The sequence below is a fragment of the Dysgonomonas termitidis genome (genome assembly GCF_054657735.1).
On the sequence record NZ_BAAHYD010000002.1, the window covers coordinates 3,085,197 to 3,108,127 of the forward strand.

The following is a 22,931-nucleotide window of genomic DNA, read 5'->3' on the forward strand; positions in this document are numbered from 1 at the left end:
AATCATTTTACTTTCTTTTTCAACATTTTGTAATATAGTAAGGGTACAACAATCAGTGTAAGTACTGTAGAAGTTATCGTTCCACCCATCAAAGAGATTGCCAGACCCTGGAATATCGGGTCGAATAGGATAACTATCGCGCCTAATACTACTCCTCCCGCTGTCAATACAATAGGAGTTGTACGCACAGCTCCTGCTTCGATAACAGTCTGTTTCAATGGGATGCCATCTTTTAGTCTAATATCTATGAAGTCAATCAGTAATACCGAGTTTCGCACCATGATCCCGGCAAGGGCTATAAATCCGATCATAGACGGAGCGCTAAAGTAAGCACCCATCACCCAGTGACCGAAAATAATCCCAATCAGTGATAATGGTATGGCAGCCAGCTGTACTAACGGTGTGATAAAGTTTTGAAACCATGCCACAATCAGCACATAGATAATGATCAGTACAAATAGAAAAGCCAGCCCCAAATCACGGAATACTTCATAGGTAATTTGCCATTCGCCATCCCACTTTAAGGCAAAGTTGTCTTCATATTTTGGTTGCTCACTATATTCTTCCGATAAAATGTATCCTTCGGGAAGTTTTACCTGCGATAATTTTTCCGACACTTCCATAATAGGATATATAGGGCTTTCTAAACTTCCGGCGACTTCGGTCAACACATATACTACCCGTTTCTGATCTTTGCGATGAATACTTTTACCTTTTTCTGCTTGGGTAATATTAACTAAATCACCGATGGGAATACCCACTCCTTGTTGATTCACAACCTTCAGGCTTAAGATATCCTCAATACTTGACTTCTCTTTTTCGGACAATTGAAGTACAATACCGACCTGATTGACCGATGAGGGCTGATGCAATACACCAACAGACATACCCGAAAGAGCTGCTCTCATATTCTGAACCACTTGCGCATTCGGAATCCCCAATTTCATCGCTTTGTCTTTATCCACCTCAAACTTGTATTCGGTTTGAGCATCTTCTACCGACCAATCCACGTCGATAACATTATCTGTTACAGCCAGCATATCTTTTACCTGCTTGGCAACGGCAATCTGCTGTTGATAGTCGGGACCATATATTTCAGCAGCAATTGTAGACATCACCGGAGGACCCGGTGGTACTTCTACCACTTTTACATTGGCATTGTATTTTTTACCGATAACTTGCAAATCGGCACGTACCGATGTGGCTATATCATGGCTTTGTTCTTTACGTTCACCTTTATCTATAAGATTGACTTGTATATCTGCCACATTGTCTCCTGAACGCAAATCGTAGTGACGCACCAATCCGTTAAAGCTGATAGGAGCGGATATTCCCACATAAGTTTGATAATTAGTGACCTTATCATTCTGGCTTATATACACCGCCAATTCTTTAGCCACGGCTGCCGTACGTTCCAGGGTTGTGCCTTCGGGCATATCTATCACTACCTGAAACTCATTTTTATTATCGAAAGGCAGCATTTTTACCGGAACAGATTTTGTATAGAACATCACAAACGACCCGAGCAAAACGACAGCCAATCCTATCATAAAAGTCCAGCGACGCTTTCTGTTTTCAAGAAAAGGAGTTACTATTTTAGCATATAATTTATAGATTTTTGTCTCGTGTAAATCGGGCTCTTTTTCTTCATTCTCAAGCCCCTCTCCTTTTTTATCTTTATGCCTTAAGAATAAATAACCGAAATATGGAGTCAACGTCAAAGCCACCAGTAAAGAAAAGATCATGGCTATCGAAGCTCCGATAGGCATCGGGCTCATATATGGCCCCATCATTCCCGAGACGAACGCCATAGGCAATACGGCGGCAATAACGGTCAGGGTTGCCAGGATGGTAGGGTTTCCCACTTCATTGATAGCATACAGGGCAGCTTGCAATGGCGGCAGTTTTTTCATTTTGAAATGACGGTGCATGTTTTCGGCAATCACAATGGAGTCATCCACAACAATACCTGTTACAAATACCAAAGCAAATAAGGTAATCCGGTTGAGTGTATACCCTAAGAAGTAATAAGCAAACAGAGTCAGGGCGAATGTTACAGGTACGGAAAGGAATACCACCAGGCCTCCACGCCATCCCATAGCCAGCATTACAAACAAGGTTACTACTATAATAGCAATAGACAAGTGGAAAAGCAATTCTGACACTTTGTGCGACGCAGTCTCTCCGTAGTTGCGAGTAATCTCTACATTCAGATCGTTGGTGATCACATCTTTTTTCAAATGCTCCACTTTGTCAGTTACCACCTCTGCCAGCTTCATGGCATCGGCACCTTTTTTCTTAGCAATAGAAATAGTCACTGCCGAATAGTCGTCGGGCATACCGGCTTTTTTATCGCCCGAGGCGGCTCCATATCCAAACGAAACATATTGTTTAGGCACTTCGGGACCATCCTCCACGTCTGCTATTTGATATAGGTAGACCGGTTGATTGTCATTTGTTCCTACAATCAGATTTTTGACTTCATCTACATCTGCAAAAAAGTTACCGGTCTGAATAGAGTATACCAGATCGCCCGAAACAATATTTCCGCTATGCATCTGCGCATTATTGGCTTGCAAGGCTTGAGTTATGGCTCCAAAATCGAGCTTACTCTGAGCCATCTTATCTTTGTCGAGCATCACTTTCACCTGACGACTTTGACCTCCAACAACGTTTACCTGTGCTACATCCGGTATTTTCTTTATTTCGTTGCCAACCACTTCGGCTACCTGACGTATCTGATAATCGCCCATCTTATCACTCCAAAGCGTGAAAGCCAAAGCAGGCACATCGTCTATGGCTCGCGATTTAAGCAGTGGCATAGTTGCCCCTTGCGGCATACGATCCATATTCTTCATCATTTCGTTGTAAAGTTTTACTAACGAACGTTCTACATCTTCGCCCACATAAAATTGTACGGTGAGCATACCCATACCATTCATAGAAGTAGAATAGACATGCTCTACTCCTTTGATATTCGAAATAATCTTTTCGATAGGTTGTATTACTCCCGACTCCACTTCCTGAGGTGTCGCTCCGGGATAACCAATCATGACATCCACCATCGGAACTTCTATCTGAGGTTCCTCTTCGCGTGGAATAAAATATATGCTGAACAGCCCCAAGAGCATAAAGGCAAGCATGAGCAGGATACTCAATTTAGACTTGATAAACGCTCCGGCTATTTTTCCTGAAATTCCGTTTTCCATAATACTATTTATTTACAGACACCTTTACTCCGTTATATAATTTGCCTTCGGCTTTAGAAACAACTCTCTCGTTTTGGCTCAAGCCGGAAAGTACTTCTACCTGATTGCCAATTATCTTGCCTAAGCGCACCCAGCGTAAGTTAGCTTGATTTTGATCGTCGACAACGTATACCCCTGTAAGTTGGTCGCGATAAACAACCGATTCTCTGTCCAGTATGATTTTCGATAAAATGTCCTCTGCTTTTTTATTGGGTATCAATATGTTGACATACATACCTGACCGGATGTTGTCTTTGTCTTTTGCATCTATTGACAGTTTCATATAATATTGCCCTCCTGTACGGAACGCCGACGGGCTAAGTTCGGATATTTTCCCATCAAGCATTATCCTTAATGATCTCAATTCTATTTTGGCTACATCTCCTACTTTCACGTATTGAATATAATTTTCCGGAACGGAGGCCACAATCTGCAACTCTCCACTCTGCTCGATTGTTAAAATAGGCATACCCGGGTTAGCCATGCTACCCTCATCCATCATTTTTTGTGTAACAACTCCTGAGAACGGTGCACGGATATTGACATATGCCAACATCGCATTTACCTCATTCATCTGCTGACGAGCCATTTGCACTTTAGCATTCATCGAAGTATTCTGTAAAGCCACATTTTCGAGTTCCTTGTCCGACACGCTGTTTTGGTTGCGCAAAATTTTGAAACGCTCGTAATCCCGCTGTGCATTCTTCGCCGCTGCTTCAGCTTCGGCAATCATGGCCTGTACCTGTGCTTTTTTTGCCAGAATATCATCGCTGCTGATTGAAACGAGAAGCTGTCCGGCCCCTACTCTATCGCCGGGTTTAACATATATTTTGTTCACATAACCTATCATACGTGTACTGATAGTCGCCGTTTGCTTAGCAGTGACTTCGCCGCTAAGGTAAAAGCCTTTGTTAGTAGACTGAGCCGGAGAATAAACTTCTACTGTTAGTATAGTCTTATCTTTATCCTCTGATTTATAGGAAGAAGAGCAAGAATAAAAAGCAGATATCCCCATCATTCCTAAAAATGCATTTCTTAAAGTTTTCATATTTATTTACAGGTTTTATTTGTTATTTAGTTTTTGATAAAAAGTCGAGGTATGCCTCTGTTATATTATATGACATAATGGATTGTGAAAGCAAAAGTTTTTGCTGAGAAAGTTGTGCCTGTGCCATCAATAGGTCCGTGGTGCTGGCTAAACCTTCGCGATGACGATTAGCGAGAATACGCAAGGCTTCGCCGGCTTGCTCAACACTAACCTTTTGCTTATTTATCTCTGTCTGCGAGTCATTCAGGTCACGCTTGGTTTTATCCAGTTCCAGTTGTTCTTTTTTGACATGTAAATCTAATTCCTCTTGCATTTTATCACGTTGAAATTGAGCAGACTTCATCTTACTCCGATTCTGATTGCCGGAGAATATTGTCCAACTTAAGTTTATACCAATCAGATAAGAATCATTCCGGAATTTGAAGGCTTTAGAGTCATTTAGTCCATATGAACCGAAAGCATTAATACGGGGAAGAAAAGCCATTTGAGACGCCTTCACCATCATATTGGTTGCATCCACAGCCTTATTTAAAGCCATGATATCAGCACGAAACGTCGAAAGTTCCCGATGCTGATATAACCCTTGTTCCTGTGATAGCGAATCAACTATATAGACATCATCGTTATTTTCCAATCCCATCAAAAGACATAGTCCATCTGAGGCATTATATATATTGCTTTCAGCCTTTGTCAAGGCTGTTTCAATGATATTAACCTGGACCTGAGCATTCAATACATCCGACTTTTGAACCAACCCCTGATTGTAGAAATTGTTGACTGACTGATGTATTTGTTTCACATCTTCCAACGATTTTTGAAGAATGCCCCGGGCCTGATATGACATTTGTAATTGAGTGTATGCCTTTCGCACTTCAAACTCAATATATTCTTCGGTACGTGCGGCTTTGTATCTATAGACTTCCTCTTGAGCTTTTGCTCCTTTTCGGGCATAGATCATATCCATATTTAGTAATGGAATCTTAGCCTCTACCTGTGTACTATAATTTTGACTGGCTCCGGGATTATTCAACTTTGCCGGATCGAAGTCCATCGCTGTAACAGATTCCTGTTGCAAAAGAAAACCGAATGCATTTAGTGGATTGTTTGTGCTTAAAGCTGTATATCCTACCGTAATCTGAGGGAGAAATACTGCATCGGTTTCATGGTAATTTGCATTAGCTATTTTACTATCCAATTCGGACAGTTTCACATTACTGTTGTTTTTTACTGCAATTTCTACAGCCTCATCGGCCGAAATATACCTGGCGGGTTGCGCCTGGATTGAGAGGCTAAACCAAATCACACTTAATGTAATAATTGTCGTTCTTTTCATTTTTTATTATATTCTTAATTATCGCTACTATATTTTCCATTGGAAATATAAGACAAAGGAAAATAATATTTTCCAAAGAAACAAATTTCCACAGGAAAATATAACAGGAAAAATATTTCTTCCTTCATTATGAACATATGTTCATAATTATATTATCTTTGATTATTTTAAAACTGGGATCAGATATAATTTATGGCTCGAATAAAGAAAAAGAGGCTTGTCCAGATGGCTCCAGGTTTTGGAGGATTCAAACCATTCGGGGTACTCTGCAAAAAAGAAGACAAGATTCTTATCAATATTGAAGAATATGAAGCCTTGAAGTTATGTGATTATGAAGATTTGACTCAGGCCGAAGCTGCAAAATTAATGAATATATCACGACCTACATTTACCCGTATATACGAAAGTGTCCGATCTAAAATTGCACAGGCATTCATTGAAGGATTGCCGATCATTTATGAGGGAGGGGACAGCCTGATTGCAGAATGGTACACGTGCGATAAATGCGAAATTATATTTACACTAAAAGACGGAGGTGAAATGAACTGTCCTCTTTGCAGGAATAAAGAAATTACATTAAATAAATTCGAGTAGATGGTTATTGCGATTTCAACAAATACGAATGATTTAGATCAGCCAGTTTCTGAGAACTTCGGACGATGTCAATGGTTCTGCCTGTACGATACGGATACCCAGAATATGAGGTTTGTTGAAAATATAGCAGGTTCAGCAAAACAGAATGCAGGAATAAAAACTATAAATTTCTTACTTGAATTAAACATTGATACTGTCCTGTCTGGCCGTTTTGGTACAATAACCACTGTTTTATTAAGAGAAAAAAACATTCAGATAATTATACCCTTGAAAACAAAAACATTAAATGAAATTATAAATCAATTAAAAAATCAAAACTTATGAAAATAGCAATACCAACAAGAGCCAACGCTGTTGATAATCACTTCGGACATTGTGAGTCTTATTCTATATTTACAATTGGAGAGAATAAAAATATAGAAGATACCGAGACGTTAGCTTCTCCTCAAGGATGCGGTTGTAAAAGCAATATTGCTTCGGTTCTTCAAAATATGAATGTAACAGTAATGCTTGCCGGCAATATGGGTGCAGGAGCATCAAATGTCTTGGCAAAACATGGTATAAAAGTATATCGCGGATGCTCCGGAAACGCAACAGCATTAGTGAACGATTTTTTGAATGGCAGGGTAACCGATTCGGGTGAAGGGTGCAAGCATCATGAGGATGGTCATCAATGCGAACATCATTAATTAATGATAACAACTGTCTTAACCGATAATAACCCGTATATTAAACCCCGACTTCGGCAAGCTTCTATTCTTTATTTGATTCATTCTACAATCTTACAGCCTTCCTTTGAAAGAATCGACAGTTAACGACCACAGTAAGTTCTCTCTGAATTTTCATAGAATTATTATGTATCTATATATTAATATCATAAGTGAAATACCAGAAAAAAGACCGGAGAAATATTTCTCCGGTCTTTTGTATATCTTATCAAAAATATAAACAGATTAAATCATAAAACATATTTATTAATATATTTGCAAAATATGCAACATATCTTAATCATAGAGGATGAGCCGGGAATATATAACTTTCTGAAACAGGGGCTTGAAGAAGAAGGTTACAGAATAGCTATTGCCATCAATGGAAAACAGGGAATCGAACTTTTCCAATCGGAGAAACCTGATCTTATTCTTCTTGACTGGATGTTGCCCAAAATGACAGGAATCGAAGTCTGCAAGGCTATCCGGGAAAAAGATGCTGAGATACCTGTTTTATTTCTTACGGCTAAAGATACAGTACAGGAAACAATAGAGGGACTACAGTCGGGTGCAAATGATTATATCAAAAAGCCATTTAGTTTCGAGGAATTACTGGAAAGAATAAAGATTCATTTCCGAAACCATAAAAATATATCGGGCCTTACTTTGGGTAATATTTTCCTCAACCTGAAAACATACGAAGTAAAGGTAGATTCCTTAGATATTTCTCTTACCCAGCGCGAGTTTGAATTGCTTGAATTCCTGATTAGAAATAAAGGAAGCGTATGTAAAAGGGATGAGATTATAGAGAAAGTATGGGGTATTAACTTTGAGTATGACACAGGTGTAATTGATGTATTTATCAACGCCATCCGTAAAAAGCTCAATCTGGATAAAGATAACGGACATATTAAAACCATAAGGGGAGTAGGATATATAGCTAACGATTAACCATGAAGAATTTTTCATTCAGAAACAGGATTGCTCTCAATTACATAATAACGACCGCGTTATTGATTGGTTTCGTATTTGCCACTATATACATAGTCGTAGAATTCAGCGTATCGGGCCATCTGAATGAAGATCTGCAACGGGAAGTTGATCGTCATTCTAATGAGGTTGAAGTCAAAGATGGAAAAATCGCTTTGAAGAGACATAAAGAATGGATGGAAAGAGAACATAATACAGTTGGTGTTGATCCTGTGTTTATCGAATTCCTGGATATAGAAGGTAATCTTATAGATAAGTCTCCTAATTTGAAGGAAAGCCACTTACTCTACGACTCCAGCCAGCCCGACAATGTATTTTATAATGGAGAACTGGCTGAAAAAAGAATCAGGCAGGTCCAGGTCCCCATTATGGATGGAAACGGAAAGCATGTGGGACACCTCTTGGTTGCAGTGGCACGCGAAGGAGCTGAAATAGTATTGGAAACATTGCGGCATATATTGCTTATCACATATCCTGTTATACTTATCATTTTATTCCTCGTTGCCCGTTTTATTGCAGGTAGAAGTATCAAGCCAATCAATGAGATTATAAATACATCGAATAAAATAACACGGGACAACTTGACAGAGCGTATCCCGTTGCCTCACAACAAAGACGAATTATATATACTTTCCGATACGATAAACAAACTTCTCGACCGTATTGAAAAGACCATAGAAAGGGAAAAATCTTTTACATCGTATGCCTCGCACGAATTCCGCACTCCTTTGGCTATATTGAAAGGAACCCTTGAAGTCCTGATACGGAAACCACGCCAACAAGAAGAATACGAAGAAAAAATAAGATATTGTGTCAAAGAGATTGACCGCTTAAACCATTTAGTGGACGAACTGCTAATCCTAACACGTTATGAAAACCAAAAACAGTCTTTAAGACTGGAAGAAACCGACATTAAGCAAATTATTGACGAATCATTAAAATTTTTCTCCGGGAATATCTCACAGAAGAATATTCAGGTTATGACCAATATCCCTCCCGAAAATATCGGCATTAAAACAGATATATATTTATTTTCTACCATCATCAATAATATTCTCTCCAATGCTATTAAATATTCATATCAAAACGGAGAAATTGAGATTAAAGTCAATGAAAAGAATAAATATATTTTCTGCGAAATTAAAGATAATGGTATAGGTATTCCAGAAAAAGACCTGGAAAAGATTTTCGATAAATTTTATCGGTCTACAGACCATGCTGACATCAAGGGCTTTGGCCTGGGACTATCCATTGTAAGAAGATTCTGTTCTCTTCTCAATATCCGTATAGAGTTGTCCAGCAAAGAAGGTGCCGGGACTACAGTCAGGCTGAAAATCCCTTAATCTTAAGCAAATCTTAAGCAAACTATTTTAACATACTTCTACTTTTGTTTGTTATTAAAAATTAGGTAAAAAGAGAAGTAGATGTTAGAAAAGATCATACGGTTCAGTCTCAACCGAAAGCTTATTGTCTTACTGTTTACTCTAGCCATATTCATTTATGGCATTTATTCCGTATTCCATATACCAATCGGGGCTGTGCCCGATATTACGAACAATCAGGTACAGGTTATCACTACTTCCACCAATCTTTCTACAGAGGATATTGAGCAATTCATTACTTATCCCATTGAGATGGAGATGGCCAATTTGCCCGGGGTACAGGAAATACGTTCTGTCTCAAAATTCGGGCTGTCAGTTGTAACCATCGTTTTTGATGAGAGCATGGGTACTTACCTTCCCCGTCAGTTAATAGCCGAAAAAATAAAAACAGCATCGGAACTTATACCCGAAGGATTCGGCTCTCCTGAAATGGGACCTATATCGACAGGATTGGGGGAAATCTACCAATACGTTTTAGATGTAAAACCCGGATACAAAGACAGATATTCGGTTGCGGACCTGCGCACGATACAGGACTGGATAGTGAAACGACAGCTTTCGGGTATTCCCGGAGTGGTTGAAATCAATACATGGGGTGGCTATCTTAAACAGTACGAAGTAGCTATCAATCCATCGCGGTTGAAAGCAATGTCTATAACCACAGGCGATTTGGTAAGAGCTCTGGAGAAGAATAACAGCATTGCCGGAGGAGCATACATCGAAAAGGTAAACCAAAGCTATTTCATCCGGGGCGAAGGGAAAATCAGTTCCATTGAAGATATCGAAAGTATAGTAGTCAAGAATATGGACGGTATCCCTGTCTTAATAAAAGACATCGCTACAGTACGTTTTGGGAGCGCCAACCGTTTTGGTGCGATCACAGGCAATGGCCAAGGCGAGAAAGTGCTTGGGCAAATAATGATGCTCAAAGGGGCAGATTCAAAAGAAACCATCAATGCAGTAAAAAAGCGTGTAGAGGAAGTACAGAAAGTCCTTCCCGAAGGTGTATATATCAATGCATTCCTCGAACGTAGCGAGTTGGTAGCTAAAACGACCTTCACCGTTGCAGAAAACCTTATTCTGGGATGTCTGATAGTTATATTTGTGGTAGTAGTATTACTTGGTAATTTCCGCTCGGGAATTGTTGTCGCATCAGTTATACCGCTTTCACTCTTGTTTGCTATCTCCCTGATGAGGATATTCGGCATAGACGCCAACCTGATGAGCCTGGGAGCAATCGACTTCGGTATTATAATAGACGGTGCGGTCATCATAGTCGAATTTGTTTCGGCACAAATGACAGCGAATGCCTCCAAACTCAGTCATCTGCCTGTAGCCGACAGAAAGAAGGAAATAAACAGGATAACGCTAAGCAGTTCATCTACCATGATGAATTCAGCAATTTTCGGACAATTTATAATCTTAATAGTATTCATTCCGATACTCTCTCTTTCAGGTGTGGAAGGGAAAATGTTCCGTCCTATGGCTCTTACATTCAGCTTCGCGCTGATAGGTGCAATGTTGCTTTGCCTCACCTATGTCCCCGTAGTTTCATCCCTTATTATAAAACCACAGGTACAGAAAAGGAATGGAATAACAGTCCGTATAATGAGGTTACTGACCCGCTCTTATTTACCCGTTATCACATGGGGGCTAAAACATACAAAGAAAACATTGGCAGGAGCAGCCGGATTGCTTGTTTTGGCAATAGTTATATTTTCCCGAATGGGAGGAGAATTTATTCCGCAGTTGGATGAAGGTGACTTTGTTATCCAGCCTGTTCTGAAAACCGGAACATCTTTGGCTAAAACGATTGAAACGACCACGTTAATAGAAAAAACGATACTGGATAAATTCCCCGAAGTAGAACAAATTGTCAGCCGGATAGGTGCCGCCGAAGTACCTACCGACCCCATGTCGATGGAAGAAAGTGATATTATCGTGAAGGTAAAACCGAAAAGCGAATGGGTTTCGGCAAGATCGAAAGATGAATTAGCCGATAAGATAAAAGAGGAGCTGGAAGCTACTATCCCAAATATGGAAATCGAATTTACTCAGCCTATCGAAATGCGTTTCAATGAGCTTATTTCAGGTACGCGTTCCGATGTCGCCATCAAAATATTTGGAGAAGACTTGGGTGTATTGGCCGAAAAAGCCGAACAGATAAAGCAAGCGATAGCTCATGTAGATGGTGCCGCCGATATTATAGTGGAAAAGATAGACGGACTACCCCAAATGACTGTCGAATACAACCGCACACGAATAGCGCAGTACGGACTGAATATATCGGATATAAACGATATTGTAGCATTATCCTTTGCCGGAACGGCCGTAGGAAGTGTATTTGAAGGAGAACGCCGTTTCGATCTTATAATCCGCCTTGAAGAAAATCTTCGGAATGATATTGAAGACTTGCGAAATCTGTATGTCCCGCTTCCTAATGGTGGGCAGATTCCTCTTCGGGAACTGGCAAAAGTAGAATATGCCGAAGGACCGGCCAAAATCTCCCGCGACGATACCAAACGCCGGGTTGTAATAGGCGTGAATGTGCGCAACCGGGATATGGAAAGTGTGGTAAAAGATGTTTCTACTATTATTAATGAAAAAATCAATCTGCCTCCGGGATACTATGTGACTTATGGCGGACAATTTGAGAATTTGCAGAATGCCAAAGACCGTCTGATGATAGCCGTTCCCGTGGCTTTATGCCTCATATTTATACTTCTGTATTTTGCTTTTGGCTCAATGAGAGAGACGCTGCTTGTTTTCACAGCTATTCCGCTATCCGCTGTAGGAGGTATTTTGTTACTCTGGATGAGAGGAATGCCTTTCAGTATTTCGGCAGGTGTAGGATTTATTGCCTTGTTTGGTATAGCCGTACTGAACGGAATTGTATTGGTTGAACATCTGAAAGAATTAAAACACAGAGGAATGAAAAATGTGGACGAGCTAATTCTGAAAGGTACTACCGACAGGCTTCGCCCCGTTACACTGACTGCCGCCGCCGCTGCACTTGGTTTCCTTCCGATGGCTATTTCATCTTCGGCAGGTGCGGAGGTACAACGTCCTTTGGCAACAGTGGTTATCGGCGGGTTATTTACAGCCACACTTCTTACTATGGTGGTTTTACCCATTCTATTTAAAATGTTTGACAAAAATCTGACTCAGGATGAAGAAGATATTTAAATATATATGGCTAGGTTCGTTATTGGTATTTAGTCCGGTAGCCTATTCACAAAGCAATCCGGAACTGGACAGACTGATAGAGGCGGCACTTGCCAATAATAAAGAATTAAGTTCCTACCAATTGCAGACACAGGCTTCAAAAGCGAAAATCAATACAGCTTTCGATTTTGATAAAACGACTGTTTATTACGGATATGACGAAAATAATGTTGCCCCCAACGATAGGGCTTTAAGGGTATTTGGTATTGAGCAGACATTCTCATTCCCTACAGTTTATAGTGCTCAAAAGAAAGTATATAAATCGCAATGGGAACAAAATAAGGCATTGTACGAAATACAAAAAAACAAGCTTGCACTAGCCATTTCCCTTGTGTATGAGGAGATTGTTTATACTCAAAATAAAGAGAAACTATATACACAACTGGATAGCCTTTATTCTGCTTTTTCAAAGGCCGGAAGCCGTAAGTTTGAGCTAGGTGAATCTAATTATCTCGAAAAGATTACAGCGGAAGCCAAATCAAAACAAATATATGCGACACTGATTCAACTAAAAAGCCAGAGACAGGCTTTGTATGAACAACTGAAATCGTTGATACAAAGCGAAGAAAAATTTCATATAGGCAATGATAAGTTGAGCTTGCTCTATCTGGAAAATACCAGTATAGGCAAAGAATTGCAGAAGAATTATATGGCAACTGTCAGCAACACTTATAATTCTCAATTGAAGTTACAAAATCAGAATTGGCTTCCCGACCTGAGTGTTGAATTATTCACGGGAACCAATAAAGGTTTGGGATACAGACAAAACGGTTTTCAGATAGGAGTAGCTATCCCATTGTTCTTTAGCGGAAATATATCAAGAAAAAAAACTGCAAAGTTGGAACAGCAAAGCTGGGAGGCTATGCGCAGCAACCGCGAAATACAGATGGAAGGTTTCTATATGCAAAAACAAGCCGAACTGAACCAGCATAAGGAAATGATTAACTACTATACAGATAATGGACAGATGCTTTCGGAAGAAATCATAAAGACCGCCGATATGAGTTATAAAAACGGCGAAATAGACTTTTTCCAATACATCCAAAGTATGGAAAATGCGATCGGTATAGAGTCCGGTTATCTGGACAATGTCCTTGCTTATAATAAATCCTATTTAGAGTTACATTACTTCAATTTTAACGAATAAGCGATGAAAAGATATTCTTATTATATACTGTTTGCGTTGACAATTAGCTTTTTAGGTTCTTGTGGAGGAGAAAACAAACCTTCGGAGGGGGAAAACACCAAACAGGAAGACGTCTCTTTGGTAGAGATTACAAAAGAGCAGTTCAACTCTATGAAAATGGAGATAAATACTTTGCAGAAAAGGGAATTTGATAACACAATAAAAGCTTCAGGCAAAATAGATGTGCCCCCAAAAAACAGGGCAAAAGTAACTTCATTTGTCGGGGGATATGTCAAATCCATTTCTTTGCTTGTAGGTGATAAGATAGCCAAAGGACAGCCACTCCTTACACTCGAAAGTCCTGAATATATTGATTTACAGCAGTCGTATCTCGAAATAGCCGGGCAAATGGAATATCTGAAATCGGAATACGAAAGACAAAAAACCTTATTTGATGAAAAAATATCCTCACAAAAGAAATACCTCGAAGCCGAGAGCGGTTATAAACGGACCAAAGCAACTTATGAAAGCCTCCGTCAGAAGCTGAATATGCTTCGTATCAATCCGTCGCAGGTAGAGCAGGGAAAATTCTCGTCTTATATCACGGTTTATTCTCCTATTTCGGGTGATATTACAACTATCAGTGCCAATGTGGGTATGGCAATTTCATCTACCGATGTTATTATGGAAATTGTGGAAACACAGGCCATGCATCTGGAATTGGCTGTGTTCGAAAAAGATATATTCAATCTGAAAACAGGGCAAAAGATAAAGTTTACAGTTCCGCAAGTAGGCTCGGATGAGTTTGAAGCAAAGGTTTCACAAATTGGAAAATCAGTAGGAGGAAATGACCGTGTTATTAATGTTTACGCCTCTTTAGATACCGATACAAAGCAAAAACTATTGACAGGTATGTTTGTGGAGGCTCAGCTTGTAGCAGACTCACGTAATGCTTTGAGTGTTCCATTTGATGCTGTTACAACAGAAGAAGGCAATAACTTCCTTTTAGTTTTGGAATCGGAAAAAGAGGGTATTTATACTTTCCGCAAAACTTTAGTAAAAACAGGTGAAAGAAATGGAAATTGGATAGAAATTATTCCTGATGATAGGCTGAATTCTGAAATAAAGGTCTTGACTAAAGGAGTATATGATGTAATGTGATATTTTGAACTATAAAAACACGCATATTGGATAACAAGAAAAAGCCGGGTCAGGGCATAACTCCATTATTATCTCGTTACTTCAATCCAAACAGGAAAAAGAACAGGGGATTTAGCGGAATAACACGACAGTCAGTCCAAAATTATTCGTAAATTTGGTGGCAAAAACCGCTGTATTATTTGGTTTTATGAGAATCTACCATATCGTTGAGAATCAATAATACAACAATAAAATCACAGGCATGGAAGTTACTATCCAAATAGAAAGCAAGGCAGACCACAAAACCATTCGACATAATGGGAATACGATACACTATTTCGTGAGCGGAAACGAGCATGGAAAGACTGTTGTTTTTCTACACCCTGCGTTTGGCGACCACCGATGTTTTGACGGTCAAACAGATTATTTTTCAGCCAATTACCAGGTACTAACTGTTGATATGTTAGGACACGGATTGACAGGTGTAGGAAAATCAAAAGACAAAATTTCGGCGACTGCTGCACACGTTGCGAAAATATTGGAATCGGAAAACAGGGTAAGGGCACATATAGCCGGTGTCTCTCTGGGGGCTCTGCTTGCACAGGATTTTGCGCTGAAATATCCCAACAAGGTTTTGTCCCTTACGGCACTCGGTGGGTATAACATTAACAGGAAACAGCCGGAGGTAGCTAAATCCCAAGGGCTGGAAATGCTAAAATGGTTCATCATGATGATATTCTCAATGAATGCTTTTCGCAGATATACGGCGAATGTATCCGCTATAAATGAGGCGGAACAAATCCGTCTTTATGAAAGTGCAAAAAACTTTACACGAAAATCTTTTACCGTCATGTCGGGGCTGGGTAGGTTGATAGCCGATCGAAATATAGAGCGTAGGTATCCACTGCTCATTTTGTCGGGCGAAAAGGATAACGAATTGGCGCTCAAAATGGCAAAACAATGGCACGAGAATGATTCTGGCAGCGAATTTCACATTATTGCAAACGCAGGCCATTGTGCTAATATGGATAATGCGGAAGCGTTTAACGGGATATTGATGAACTTTATCACAACGAGAGAGTAAGATTTGTGGACAATATATTTTTCCAGTATAATTAGTTTCCCAACAAAAAGTCAATGTTATCTCTATTATATTCCAGCCGCATGGAGCCAGGCCTTTCTATATTAACAAAAACAGTTCGTGATTTTGCGAATTAAAATCATATTCGTATATTTGCGAACAATAAATATAGAGTCTATGTCAAAGAAAGAATTAACAGCCGATCAGGAACAATTAGCCCGTTTTGCTAAAGCATTGGGGCATCCGATACGCATTGCCATTCTGGAAATGCTTGCCAATCAGTCATGCTGCTATCATGGCGACATGTCAGAGATATTACCAATAGCTAAAAGTACACTGTCACAACATCTGAACGAGTTAAAAGATGCAGGATTGATTCAGGGAACAATTACATTACCCACCGTGAAATATTGTATCAATAACGAGAATTGGAATAAAGCTAAAGAACTGTTTGGTGGCTTGTTTACTCAATTACAGAAAACAGACGATATTTGCTGATATGATGGACATCAGGTTTGCGACCCAAAAAGATATCCCTGGCATTAAAGAACTGTATCGTTCAACTATCCTTTCAGTCAATATGAAAGACTATACACCCGAACAGGTCGGATGCTGGGCTGCAAGAGGAGAAGAAGCGAGTGTATGGGAGGAACATATTAATGAGCAATACTTTATACTTGCTGAAGAAAACAATACAATATTAGGGTTTGCTGCCTTAAAATTGTCAGGATATTTAAATTCCATGTTTGTCCATAAGGACTATCAGGGAATGGGCATTGCATCATTCTTACTTAAAAAGATTGAAGAGTATGCACGGTTGAAAGATATTTCAGAAATAATTGCTGATGTCAGTATTACAGCTCAACCTTTCTTCTCAAAAAAAGGCTATGTTATTCTGGAACAACAGACCGTTTGCATTGGTATTTCCATGACAAACTATAAAATATCAAGGGTTTTATCCTGATATTTTTTTTAGATATTTATTCGTTATTCGACGAAACAGGAACTGTTAGTATAAATACGAAATTATAAACAATATGAGAATTTTAATTCTGTGTACAGGAAATAGTTGCCGTAGCCAGATGGCACATGGATTTTTACAATCATTCGATCCTTCTTTATCTGTTTATTCCGCAGGGACAAAAGCAAGCGGAAAAGTAAACCCGAAAGCAATAGAAGTTATGTGGGATGCAGGAGTGGATATCTCGCACCATACATCCGATAGTATAGAGCTATATATGAATGATGAATGGGATTATGTGATTACTGTTTGCGGGGGTGCAAATGAAAGCTGTCCTGCATTCTCAGGAAAAGTAAAGAACCGTCTGCATATAGGCTTTGACGACCCTTCCGAAGCTACGGGAACAGCCGAATTTATTCAATCCGAGTATATCAGGGTAAGGGATGAAATCAAAACAGCATTTTATGAATTATACACCGATAAGATAAAAGGTCATGAGTAAAAAGAAAATGAGTTTTTTAGATAAGAACTTAACACTTTGGATTTTCCTTGCGATGGCTATCGGTGTAGGATTGGGGTATTTTATTCCGTCTTTCAGCAGCTACATTGATTCCATGTCGAGCGGTACAACAAACATTCCTCTGGCAATCGGGCTTATCCTGATGATGTACCCGCCATTGGCAAAAGTGGACTACAAACAACTGCCGAAAGTTTTCAAGAATGTCAGAATACTGACTGTCTCGTTAGTCCTGAATTGGATTATCGGACCTGCCCTAATGTTCTTACTTGCCATTCTCTTTTTACACGATTATCCCGAATACATGGTGGGGGTTATTCTGATAGGTCTTGCACGGTGTATTGCAATGGTACTTGTATGGAATGATCTTGCAGAAGGTAATACAGAATACGGTGCGGGACTTGTCGCCCTGAACAGTATATTTCAGGTATTCTTTTACAGTTTTTATGCGTGGATATTTGTAACAAAACTACCTCCCTTATTCGGATTCGAAGGTGCAATCGTAGATATATCCATAGGTACAATAGCCGAAACAGTCGCTATCTATTTAGGTATTCCTTTCCTGATGGGTATTTTAAGCCGTTTGATATTGGTTAAAATAAAAGGGGAACAATGGTATAAGGATAAGTTTATCCCTGCAATTTCACCAATTACTTTAATCGCTTTACTATTTACCATTGTATTAATGTTTAGTCTCAAAGGAGAACTGATCGTACAAATACCATTGGATGTAGTGCGAATCGCCATACCGCTACTAATCTATTTTGTTGTCATGTTCTTCCTCAGCTTCTTTGCTGGAAAATTAATGGGTGCGTCTTATGATAAAAATGCTTCGATAGCATTTACGGCCACCGGCAATAATTTTGAGCTGGCTATTGCAGTTGCAATAGGTGTCTTCGGATTGCATAGCGGACAGGCCTTTGCAGGCGTAGTCGGTCCGCTTGTCGAAGTGCCTGTACTTATACTGTTGGTAAATATTGCCTTTTGGCTCAAAAAGAAATATTATAAATAAAATAACACTTTTAATATGAACACGAACGAAGAAAAGAAAGCTTTAGTAAAGCAGAGATATAGCGAACTAGCATTGAATAGCGATGCTCTAAAGTCAGGTTGCTGTTGTGGAACGAGTCCTGCTACTCCTTCAAAAAAGGTCTTTACGATCATGAGCGAAGATTACAGCGGGCTTAAAGGATATGAAGCCGATGCTGATTTGGGTGTAGGCTGTGGATTGCCTACTGAGTATGCAGGTATTAAAGATGGTAATACCGTTTTAGACTTAGGCTCAGGTGCAGGAAACGACTGTTTTATAGCCAGGGCAGAAGTCGGAGAAAAAGGAAAAGTAATCGGTATTGACTTTTCTCCACAAATGATAGAAAAGGCACGAAAGAACGCAACAAAGCGAGGTTATATAAATGTTGAGTTTATCGAAGGAGATATTGAGAATATGCCTTTACCCGACAATTCTATTGATGTAGTAGTCAGTAATTGTGTATTAAATTTGCTACCCGAAAAAGATAAAATCTTTAAAGAAATATATCGGGTATTGAAAAAAGGAGGCCATTTCTGTGTTTCTGATGTTGTGCTGAATGGTGTATTTCCAAAAGAATTTACTGATAATGCTTCCATGTATGCGGGTTGTATAGCCAGTGCGATACAAAAGGACGATTATTTAGGTGAGATTGAAAAAGCTAACTTTTCTAATATTAAGATAGAACGGACAAAAACAGTTGTCATTCCCGATGAAGTCTTACTGGAGCATTTGGATGAATCGACAATTGAAAAATATAAAAGGGGTAATGTCGGAATCTATTCTATTACTGTGACAGGGGTAAAATCATAGAGTTGTTTAAGGGAGTCTCCATAAAGCAAAAGTTGCATTCTTTCAGTTTTCAGAAATATCAAATACCGTTCTTTGCAGTTAAAATAACAGGTTTGCCGGAGGTTACTAAAAGGGTATGCTCATGCTGAACACAAAAGCCTCCTTTATTACCTATAAGAGTCCAGCCGTCCTTCATTGTATTAACCGATGTGGAATCGGTTGTAATGAATGTTTCAATAGCAACAATACTATTCTTCTTAAATCTCCTGTACTCATACCTGTCGTAATAATTTAAAATACAGTCGGGTTCTTCATGTAGACCTCTTCCAACACCATGTCCTCCCAAGTTCTTAATAACCTTGTAACCTTTAGCTTTAGCTGTTCTCTCGATAATTCGCCCGACCTCTGATATCTTAACACCGCCTTTGATCGTGGAAATGGCATTGTGCAAAGCCTCGATAGAAGCATCTACTAATTTTTGATTCTCATTTATATCTTCTCCAAGCACAAATGAACCTCCGTTGTCTGCATAAAATCCGTTTAATTCAGCAGACACATCTATATTGACCAAATCTCCCTCATTAAGGACTCTTGAGGACGGGATACCATGTGCCATTTCATTATTAATACTTATGCAAGTCCACCCCGGAAACTTGTATGTTACAAAAGGAGCTGATTTTGCCCCGTAATGTTTAAGAATTTCTGCCCCGTAATTATCCAATTCTTTTGTAGTCATACCTGTTCTGGCGTATTCTCTCATTTCTTTCAATGTGATTGCAACGATGTCGCTAATCTCCTGGATACCTTTTAAATCTTCATCTGTCTGTACTATCATATTATTTTTTGAGGTAAAGTTATAACTAAGAAAAAGTCTGCCATAGTATAAATTAGACATATCGTAAACTCATTGTAGTTGAACATTATGCATATCTTTGTACCCAGTATGCCAATCAACTTTCTGAAAGAAATTATTCAGCAAAAAAAAGGTCTTCCCTATGGTGGATATTGGATGAGGAAATCCCCATCTGAGGAATGTATTGACTATATTGAAGGTTACTATTTGTTTTATGATATTCAGAATAAAGCTGACCATTGGATTTTTAATGATGGTTTTCCTGCAATTATTTTATTCCCTGATAAAAGCAATAAGGCTTGTATTAATACTGATGGTAAAGAAGATATCATAAAATCGGGTTGGGTTGATGCGGGCGTGATGAAGAAGGTCTATGCAAGATATCCCGAAGATCTGGACTACATCCTGATTATAAGATTTAAGCCTGAATATTTTCATAAACTGTTCAACTTACATCCATCCTTTTTCAAATACAATAATGTCAGAACATTAGCAGATATTAATTTTGATCCGGAATTCCTTGATAAAGTATTTTCCACAGATTCTATTGATGACAAGATTGATATAATCGAATCGTACATAAAGAGCCTGATTAAAGTAAATACCAGAACAGGTTTATTAAATTCGGCTGTTGAACTAATCAATCAAGCTAAGGGACAAATCTCCGTGGCTGATGTAATCAGAGAGATAGGAGTAAATTACAAATGGCTGGAGCGAAACTTTTTCAAGCATCTGGGGCTTACACCTAAAGAATACATACAATTACAACGATTCATCTCTGCATATATAAATTTGCATGCTGAACCTGATGATTTGTTGAATGTTGCTATCGCTAATGGCTACTATGATTATAACCATTTCCTTAAAGAATTTAAGGATTTTACGGGGAAAACCCCGGTAGAGTATATTTCCGGAAAAGAAGCATTATAAGAATATTATAGAGCAATCCTCATAATCAGACCTAACAAACTAAAAATTATAAAGTGTGCCCCTCATCAAAGTAATCTGCTACGATTGCTCGGAATATATCATCTGCAAAAATTCAAATTACCATAGCAGGGAGAAAATATAATATTGCTCCTCTTCTTCAGTTGGATGCCTGTTTTATGTCTTTTCCCGGCTATATGAATAAAAAGAAAAATCGTACAATATGTTGATATTGTACGATTTAACTAATTTTTTTGTCGCCTATTGCCTTTAACTTTGGCGGTATGGACGGAATCCATTGCTTTTTAGTCAGATAGCTATATATCAAATATTTGTGTTGCCAATTTTTATAAAGGTGAACACTTTAGTATATTTCAAAATATCACATTTTGTCTTAGTATTGGACACACTTGTCCGTACAATAGCTACTCGTTAAAAATATAATATATTTTAATTATATACTGAAGCTTAAAGAATTAATAAGTATTACCTCTTCAATTTATGTACCCGTATAGCCTACAATATCAATTGGTATTCTCATCTCTGATGCTATTTTCCCGTGCCTTTATTTAAAACTGTTTTACACTATGAACTGTTATATACAAACACAAAGACATCGGTTTATATTTGCAGAATATAATGAAATAAATCCCTGATATAATAACATAACAGGTTTTTACAAAGATTTAATAGCTAAAAAAATGGACAATCGTATTAATATTTCTGTGTTAGATTTAGGTATAGTAGTAGAAGGGCAGGATATTCCGGATGCGCTCACCGAAATTGTACACAATGCACAACATATTGAATCGCTGGGATATAAAAGAATCTGGATAGCTGAACATCATAATACGTCAAGTGCTTCTACTGCTGCCACAGCAGTATTAATAGGTCATATTGCTGAAAGAACAACTACATTAAGAGTTGGCTCCGGAGGCATCATGCTTCCCAACCATACACCTTTAGCCGTTGCTGAACAGTTTGGTACACTGGATATTTTATATCCCGACAGAATTGATCTGGGTTTAGGACGGGCACCGGGAACAGACCAATTGACAGCCGCTGCTTTGAGACGTAATAACTTATCTACGACATATCATTTTCCAGAAGATATTAAAGCTTTACAACAATATTTCAGTAAAGAGAACAGCAGTTCAAAAGTCCGGGCTTTTCCGGGTGAAGGGCGGAATGTCCCCATTTGGATATTGGGGTCTAGTACAGACAGCGCTTACCTAGCTGCCGAACTAGGACTACCCTATGTATTTGCTTCACACTTTGCTCCGGCACTTTTATTGACGGCAATAGATATTTATAAAAAGAATTTCAAGCCCTCTGTATATCATGACAGGCCTTACCTGATGGTTGGTGCGAATGTAATTGTAGCCGACACAAACGAAGAAGCTACCTTTCTGGGAACGAGCCTGCAGCAACTTATATTTGGTCTTGTTACGGGGAACCCTACTAAGCTACCACCACCTGTAAAAAAATTACCTGTGACTTTCTCCCGTCCCGATGTGAAACAGTCTTTATATAATATGTTGGCCTGCACATTTTGTGGCAATAAAGAAAAAGTAAGGGCTCAGGCAAGAGATTTTATGGAAAAAACCGGCGCTGATGAACTATTCATTACCAATTACATATATGATAAAGCAGCCCGTTTCAGATCATTTGAATTATTGGCGGAAGCTATGAAGCTAAAATCGTTGAAATAACGCAGGACATCAATCAAACAATAATAAATCAAGCGATTTAATATCTCTACTCAACAGAAGATTTTACCATAAATCTTTTATAAAAAAGCGGATGAAATAAAATTCATGGAAATTCATTTCATCCGCTTATGAGAGGTGTTTAACTATTAATAACTTGTAGAAAATGACAAAATAAAGCAATTTACTATTAGTGCTTGAAAATAATTTTACCTTTACAATACACCAGCCTTTTACTGTAAAAGATTACCCTTCTCGAAAGTATTTGAGA

The 22,931-nt window shown here is 38.8% G+C and carries 20 protein-coding genes; 16 read left to right on the forward strand and 4 right to left on the reverse strand.

Going from position 1 to position 22,931, the window contains the following annotated elements; all coding sequences use genetic code 11:
• Nucleotides 1-2: 2 nt before the first annotated feature.
• From ACYQ3L_RS16720 to ACYQ3L_RS16730, 3 genes are read right to left on the reverse strand one after another with little or no spacing between them, the layout of a single operon-like run.
• Nucleotides 3-3,209, reverse strand: coding sequence for an efflux RND transporter permease subunit (locus ACYQ3L_RS16720; RefSeq protein ID WP_379997999.1), 3,207 nt, complete (start codon nt 3,207-3,209; stop codon nt 3-5).
• A 4-nt stretch (nt 3,210-3,213) separates the two neighbouring features.
• The gene (locus ACYQ3L_RS16725) at nt 3,214-4,296 is read right to left on the reverse strand and encodes an efflux RND transporter periplasmic adaptor subunit (protein ID WP_379997997.1); all 1,083 of its coding nucleotides are present in this window, start codon (nt 4,294-4,296) and stop codon (nt 3,214-3,216) included.
• A gap of 22 nt (nt 4,297-4,318) precedes the next feature.
• Nucleotides 4,319-5,629, reverse strand: a complete 1,311-nt coding sequence (locus ACYQ3L_RS16730; RefSeq protein WP_379997995.1) for a TolC family protein — start codon at nt 5,627-5,629, stop codon at nt 4,319-4,321.
• Between the two features lie 192 nt (nt 5,630-5,821).
• Here ACYQ3L_RS16730 and ACYQ3L_RS16735 point away from each other — a divergent pair, with 192 nt between their 5' ends.
• The 14 genes from ACYQ3L_RS16735 (at nt 5,822) to arsM (ending at nt 19,192) form a co-directional block, all read left to right on the forward strand.
• Complete coding sequence (locus tag ACYQ3L_RS16735; protein ID WP_379997993.1) at nt 5,822-6,223, forward strand: DUF134 domain-containing protein; 402 nt, start codon at nt 5,822-5,824, stop codon at nt 6,221-6,223.
• Entirely contained in the window at nt 6,224-6,547 is a 324-nt protein-coding gene (locus tag ACYQ3L_RS16740) for a NifB/NifX family molybdenum-iron cluster-binding protein (protein WP_379997991.1), read from the forward strand. It abuts the gene before it with no gap.
• A complete protein-coding gene (locus ACYQ3L_RS16745; RefSeq protein WP_379997989.1) occupies nt 6,544-6,912 on the forward strand; it encodes a NifB/NifX family molybdenum-iron cluster-binding protein in 369 nt (122 codons plus the stop codon). Before ACYQ3L_RS16740 ends, ACYQ3L_RS16745 begins: the two co-directional genes overlap by 4 nt.
• 303 nt (nt 6,913-7,215) lie before the next feature.
• Nucleotides 7,216-7,881 (forward strand): response regulator transcription factor, encoded by a 666-nt coding sequence (locus ACYQ3L_RS16750; protein WP_379997987.1) that lies wholly within the window; start codon nt 7,216-7,218, stop codon nt 7,879-7,881.
• A 2-nt stretch (nt 7,882-7,883) separates the two neighbouring features.
• Complete coding sequence (locus ACYQ3L_RS16755) at nt 7,884-9,263, forward strand: sensor histidine kinase (protein WP_379997985.1); 1,380 nt, start codon at nt 7,884-7,886, stop codon at nt 9,261-9,263.
• Between the two features lie 81 nt (nt 9,264-9,344).
• Entirely contained in the window at nt 9,345-12,488 is a 3,144-nt protein-coding gene (locus tag ACYQ3L_RS16760) for an efflux RND transporter permease subunit (RefSeq protein ID WP_379997983.1), read from the forward strand.
• Nucleotides 12,472-13,674, forward strand: coding sequence for a TolC family protein (locus tag ACYQ3L_RS16765; protein WP_379997981.1), 1,203 nt, complete (start codon nt 12,472-12,474; stop codon nt 13,672-13,674). Before ACYQ3L_RS16760 ends, ACYQ3L_RS16765 begins: the two co-directional genes overlap by 17 nt.
• A 3-nt stretch (nt 13,675-13,677) precedes the next feature.
• Nucleotides 13,678-14,814, forward strand: a complete 1,137-nt coding sequence (locus ACYQ3L_RS16770; protein WP_379997979.1) for an efflux RND transporter periplasmic adaptor subunit — start codon at nt 13,678-13,680, stop codon at nt 14,812-14,814.
• Between the two features lie 241 nt (nt 14,815-15,055).
• Nucleotides 15,056-15,877, forward strand: a complete 822-nt coding sequence (locus tag ACYQ3L_RS16775) for an alpha/beta fold hydrolase (RefSeq protein ID WP_379997977.1) — start codon at nt 15,056-15,058, stop codon at nt 15,875-15,877.
• A 174-nt stretch (nt 15,878-16,051) separates the two neighbouring features.
• A complete protein-coding gene (locus ACYQ3L_RS16780) occupies nt 16,052-16,372 on the forward strand; it encodes an ArsR/SmtB family transcription factor (protein ID WP_379997975.1) in 321 nt (106 codons plus the stop codon).
• Nucleotide 16,373: 1 nt separating this feature from the next.
• Nucleotides 16,374-16,838, forward strand: a complete 465-nt coding sequence (locus ACYQ3L_RS16785) for a GNAT family N-acetyltransferase (RefSeq protein ID WP_379997973.1) — start codon at nt 16,374-16,376, stop codon at nt 16,836-16,838.
• A gap of 73 nt (nt 16,839-16,911) precedes the next feature.
• A complete protein-coding gene (locus tag ACYQ3L_RS16790) occupies nt 16,912-17,337 on the forward strand; it encodes an arsenate reductase ArsC (protein ID WP_379997971.1) in 426 nt (141 codons plus the stop codon).
• Nucleotides 17,330-18,364, forward strand: coding sequence for an ACR3 family arsenite efflux transporter (gene arsB, locus ACYQ3L_RS16795; RefSeq protein WP_379997969.1), 1,035 nt, complete (start codon nt 17,330-17,332; stop codon nt 18,362-18,364). Before ACYQ3L_RS16790 ends, arsB begins: the two co-directional genes overlap by 8 nt.
• A gap of 15 nt (nt 18,365-18,379) precedes the next feature.
• The gene (gene arsM / locus ACYQ3L_RS16800; RefSeq protein ID WP_379997967.1) at nt 18,380-19,192 is read left to right on the forward strand and encodes an arsenite methyltransferase; all 813 of its coding nucleotides are present in this window, start codon (nt 18,380-18,382) and stop codon (nt 19,190-19,192) included.
• A gap of 58 nt (nt 19,193-19,250) precedes the next feature.
• Here the strand turns inward: arsM and map are convergent, their stop codons facing one another.
• Nucleotides 19,251-20,006 carry a type I methionyl aminopeptidase gene (gene map / locus ACYQ3L_RS16805; RefSeq protein ID WP_379997965.1) on the reverse strand — a complete coding sequence of 252 codons (756 nt, stop codon included), beginning with the start codon at nt 20,004-20,006 and terminating at the stop codon, nt 19,251-19,253.
• An 87-nt stretch (nt 20,007-20,093) separates the two neighbouring features.
• Between map and ACYQ3L_RS16810 the strand changes: the two genes are divergently transcribed.
• A complete protein-coding gene (locus ACYQ3L_RS16810) occupies nt 20,094-20,954 on the forward strand; it encodes a helix-turn-helix domain-containing protein (protein ID WP_379997963.1) in 861 nt (286 codons plus the stop codon).
• Nucleotides 20,955-21,652: 698 nt separating this feature from the next.
• On the forward strand, nt 21,653-22,663 hold the full coding sequence (locus ACYQ3L_RS16815) for an LLM class flavin-dependent oxidoreductase (RefSeq protein WP_379997961.1): 1,011 nt from the start codon (nt 21,653-21,655) through the stop codon (nt 22,661-22,663).
• The last annotated feature ends 268 nt before the right edge of the window (nt 22,664-22,931 follow it).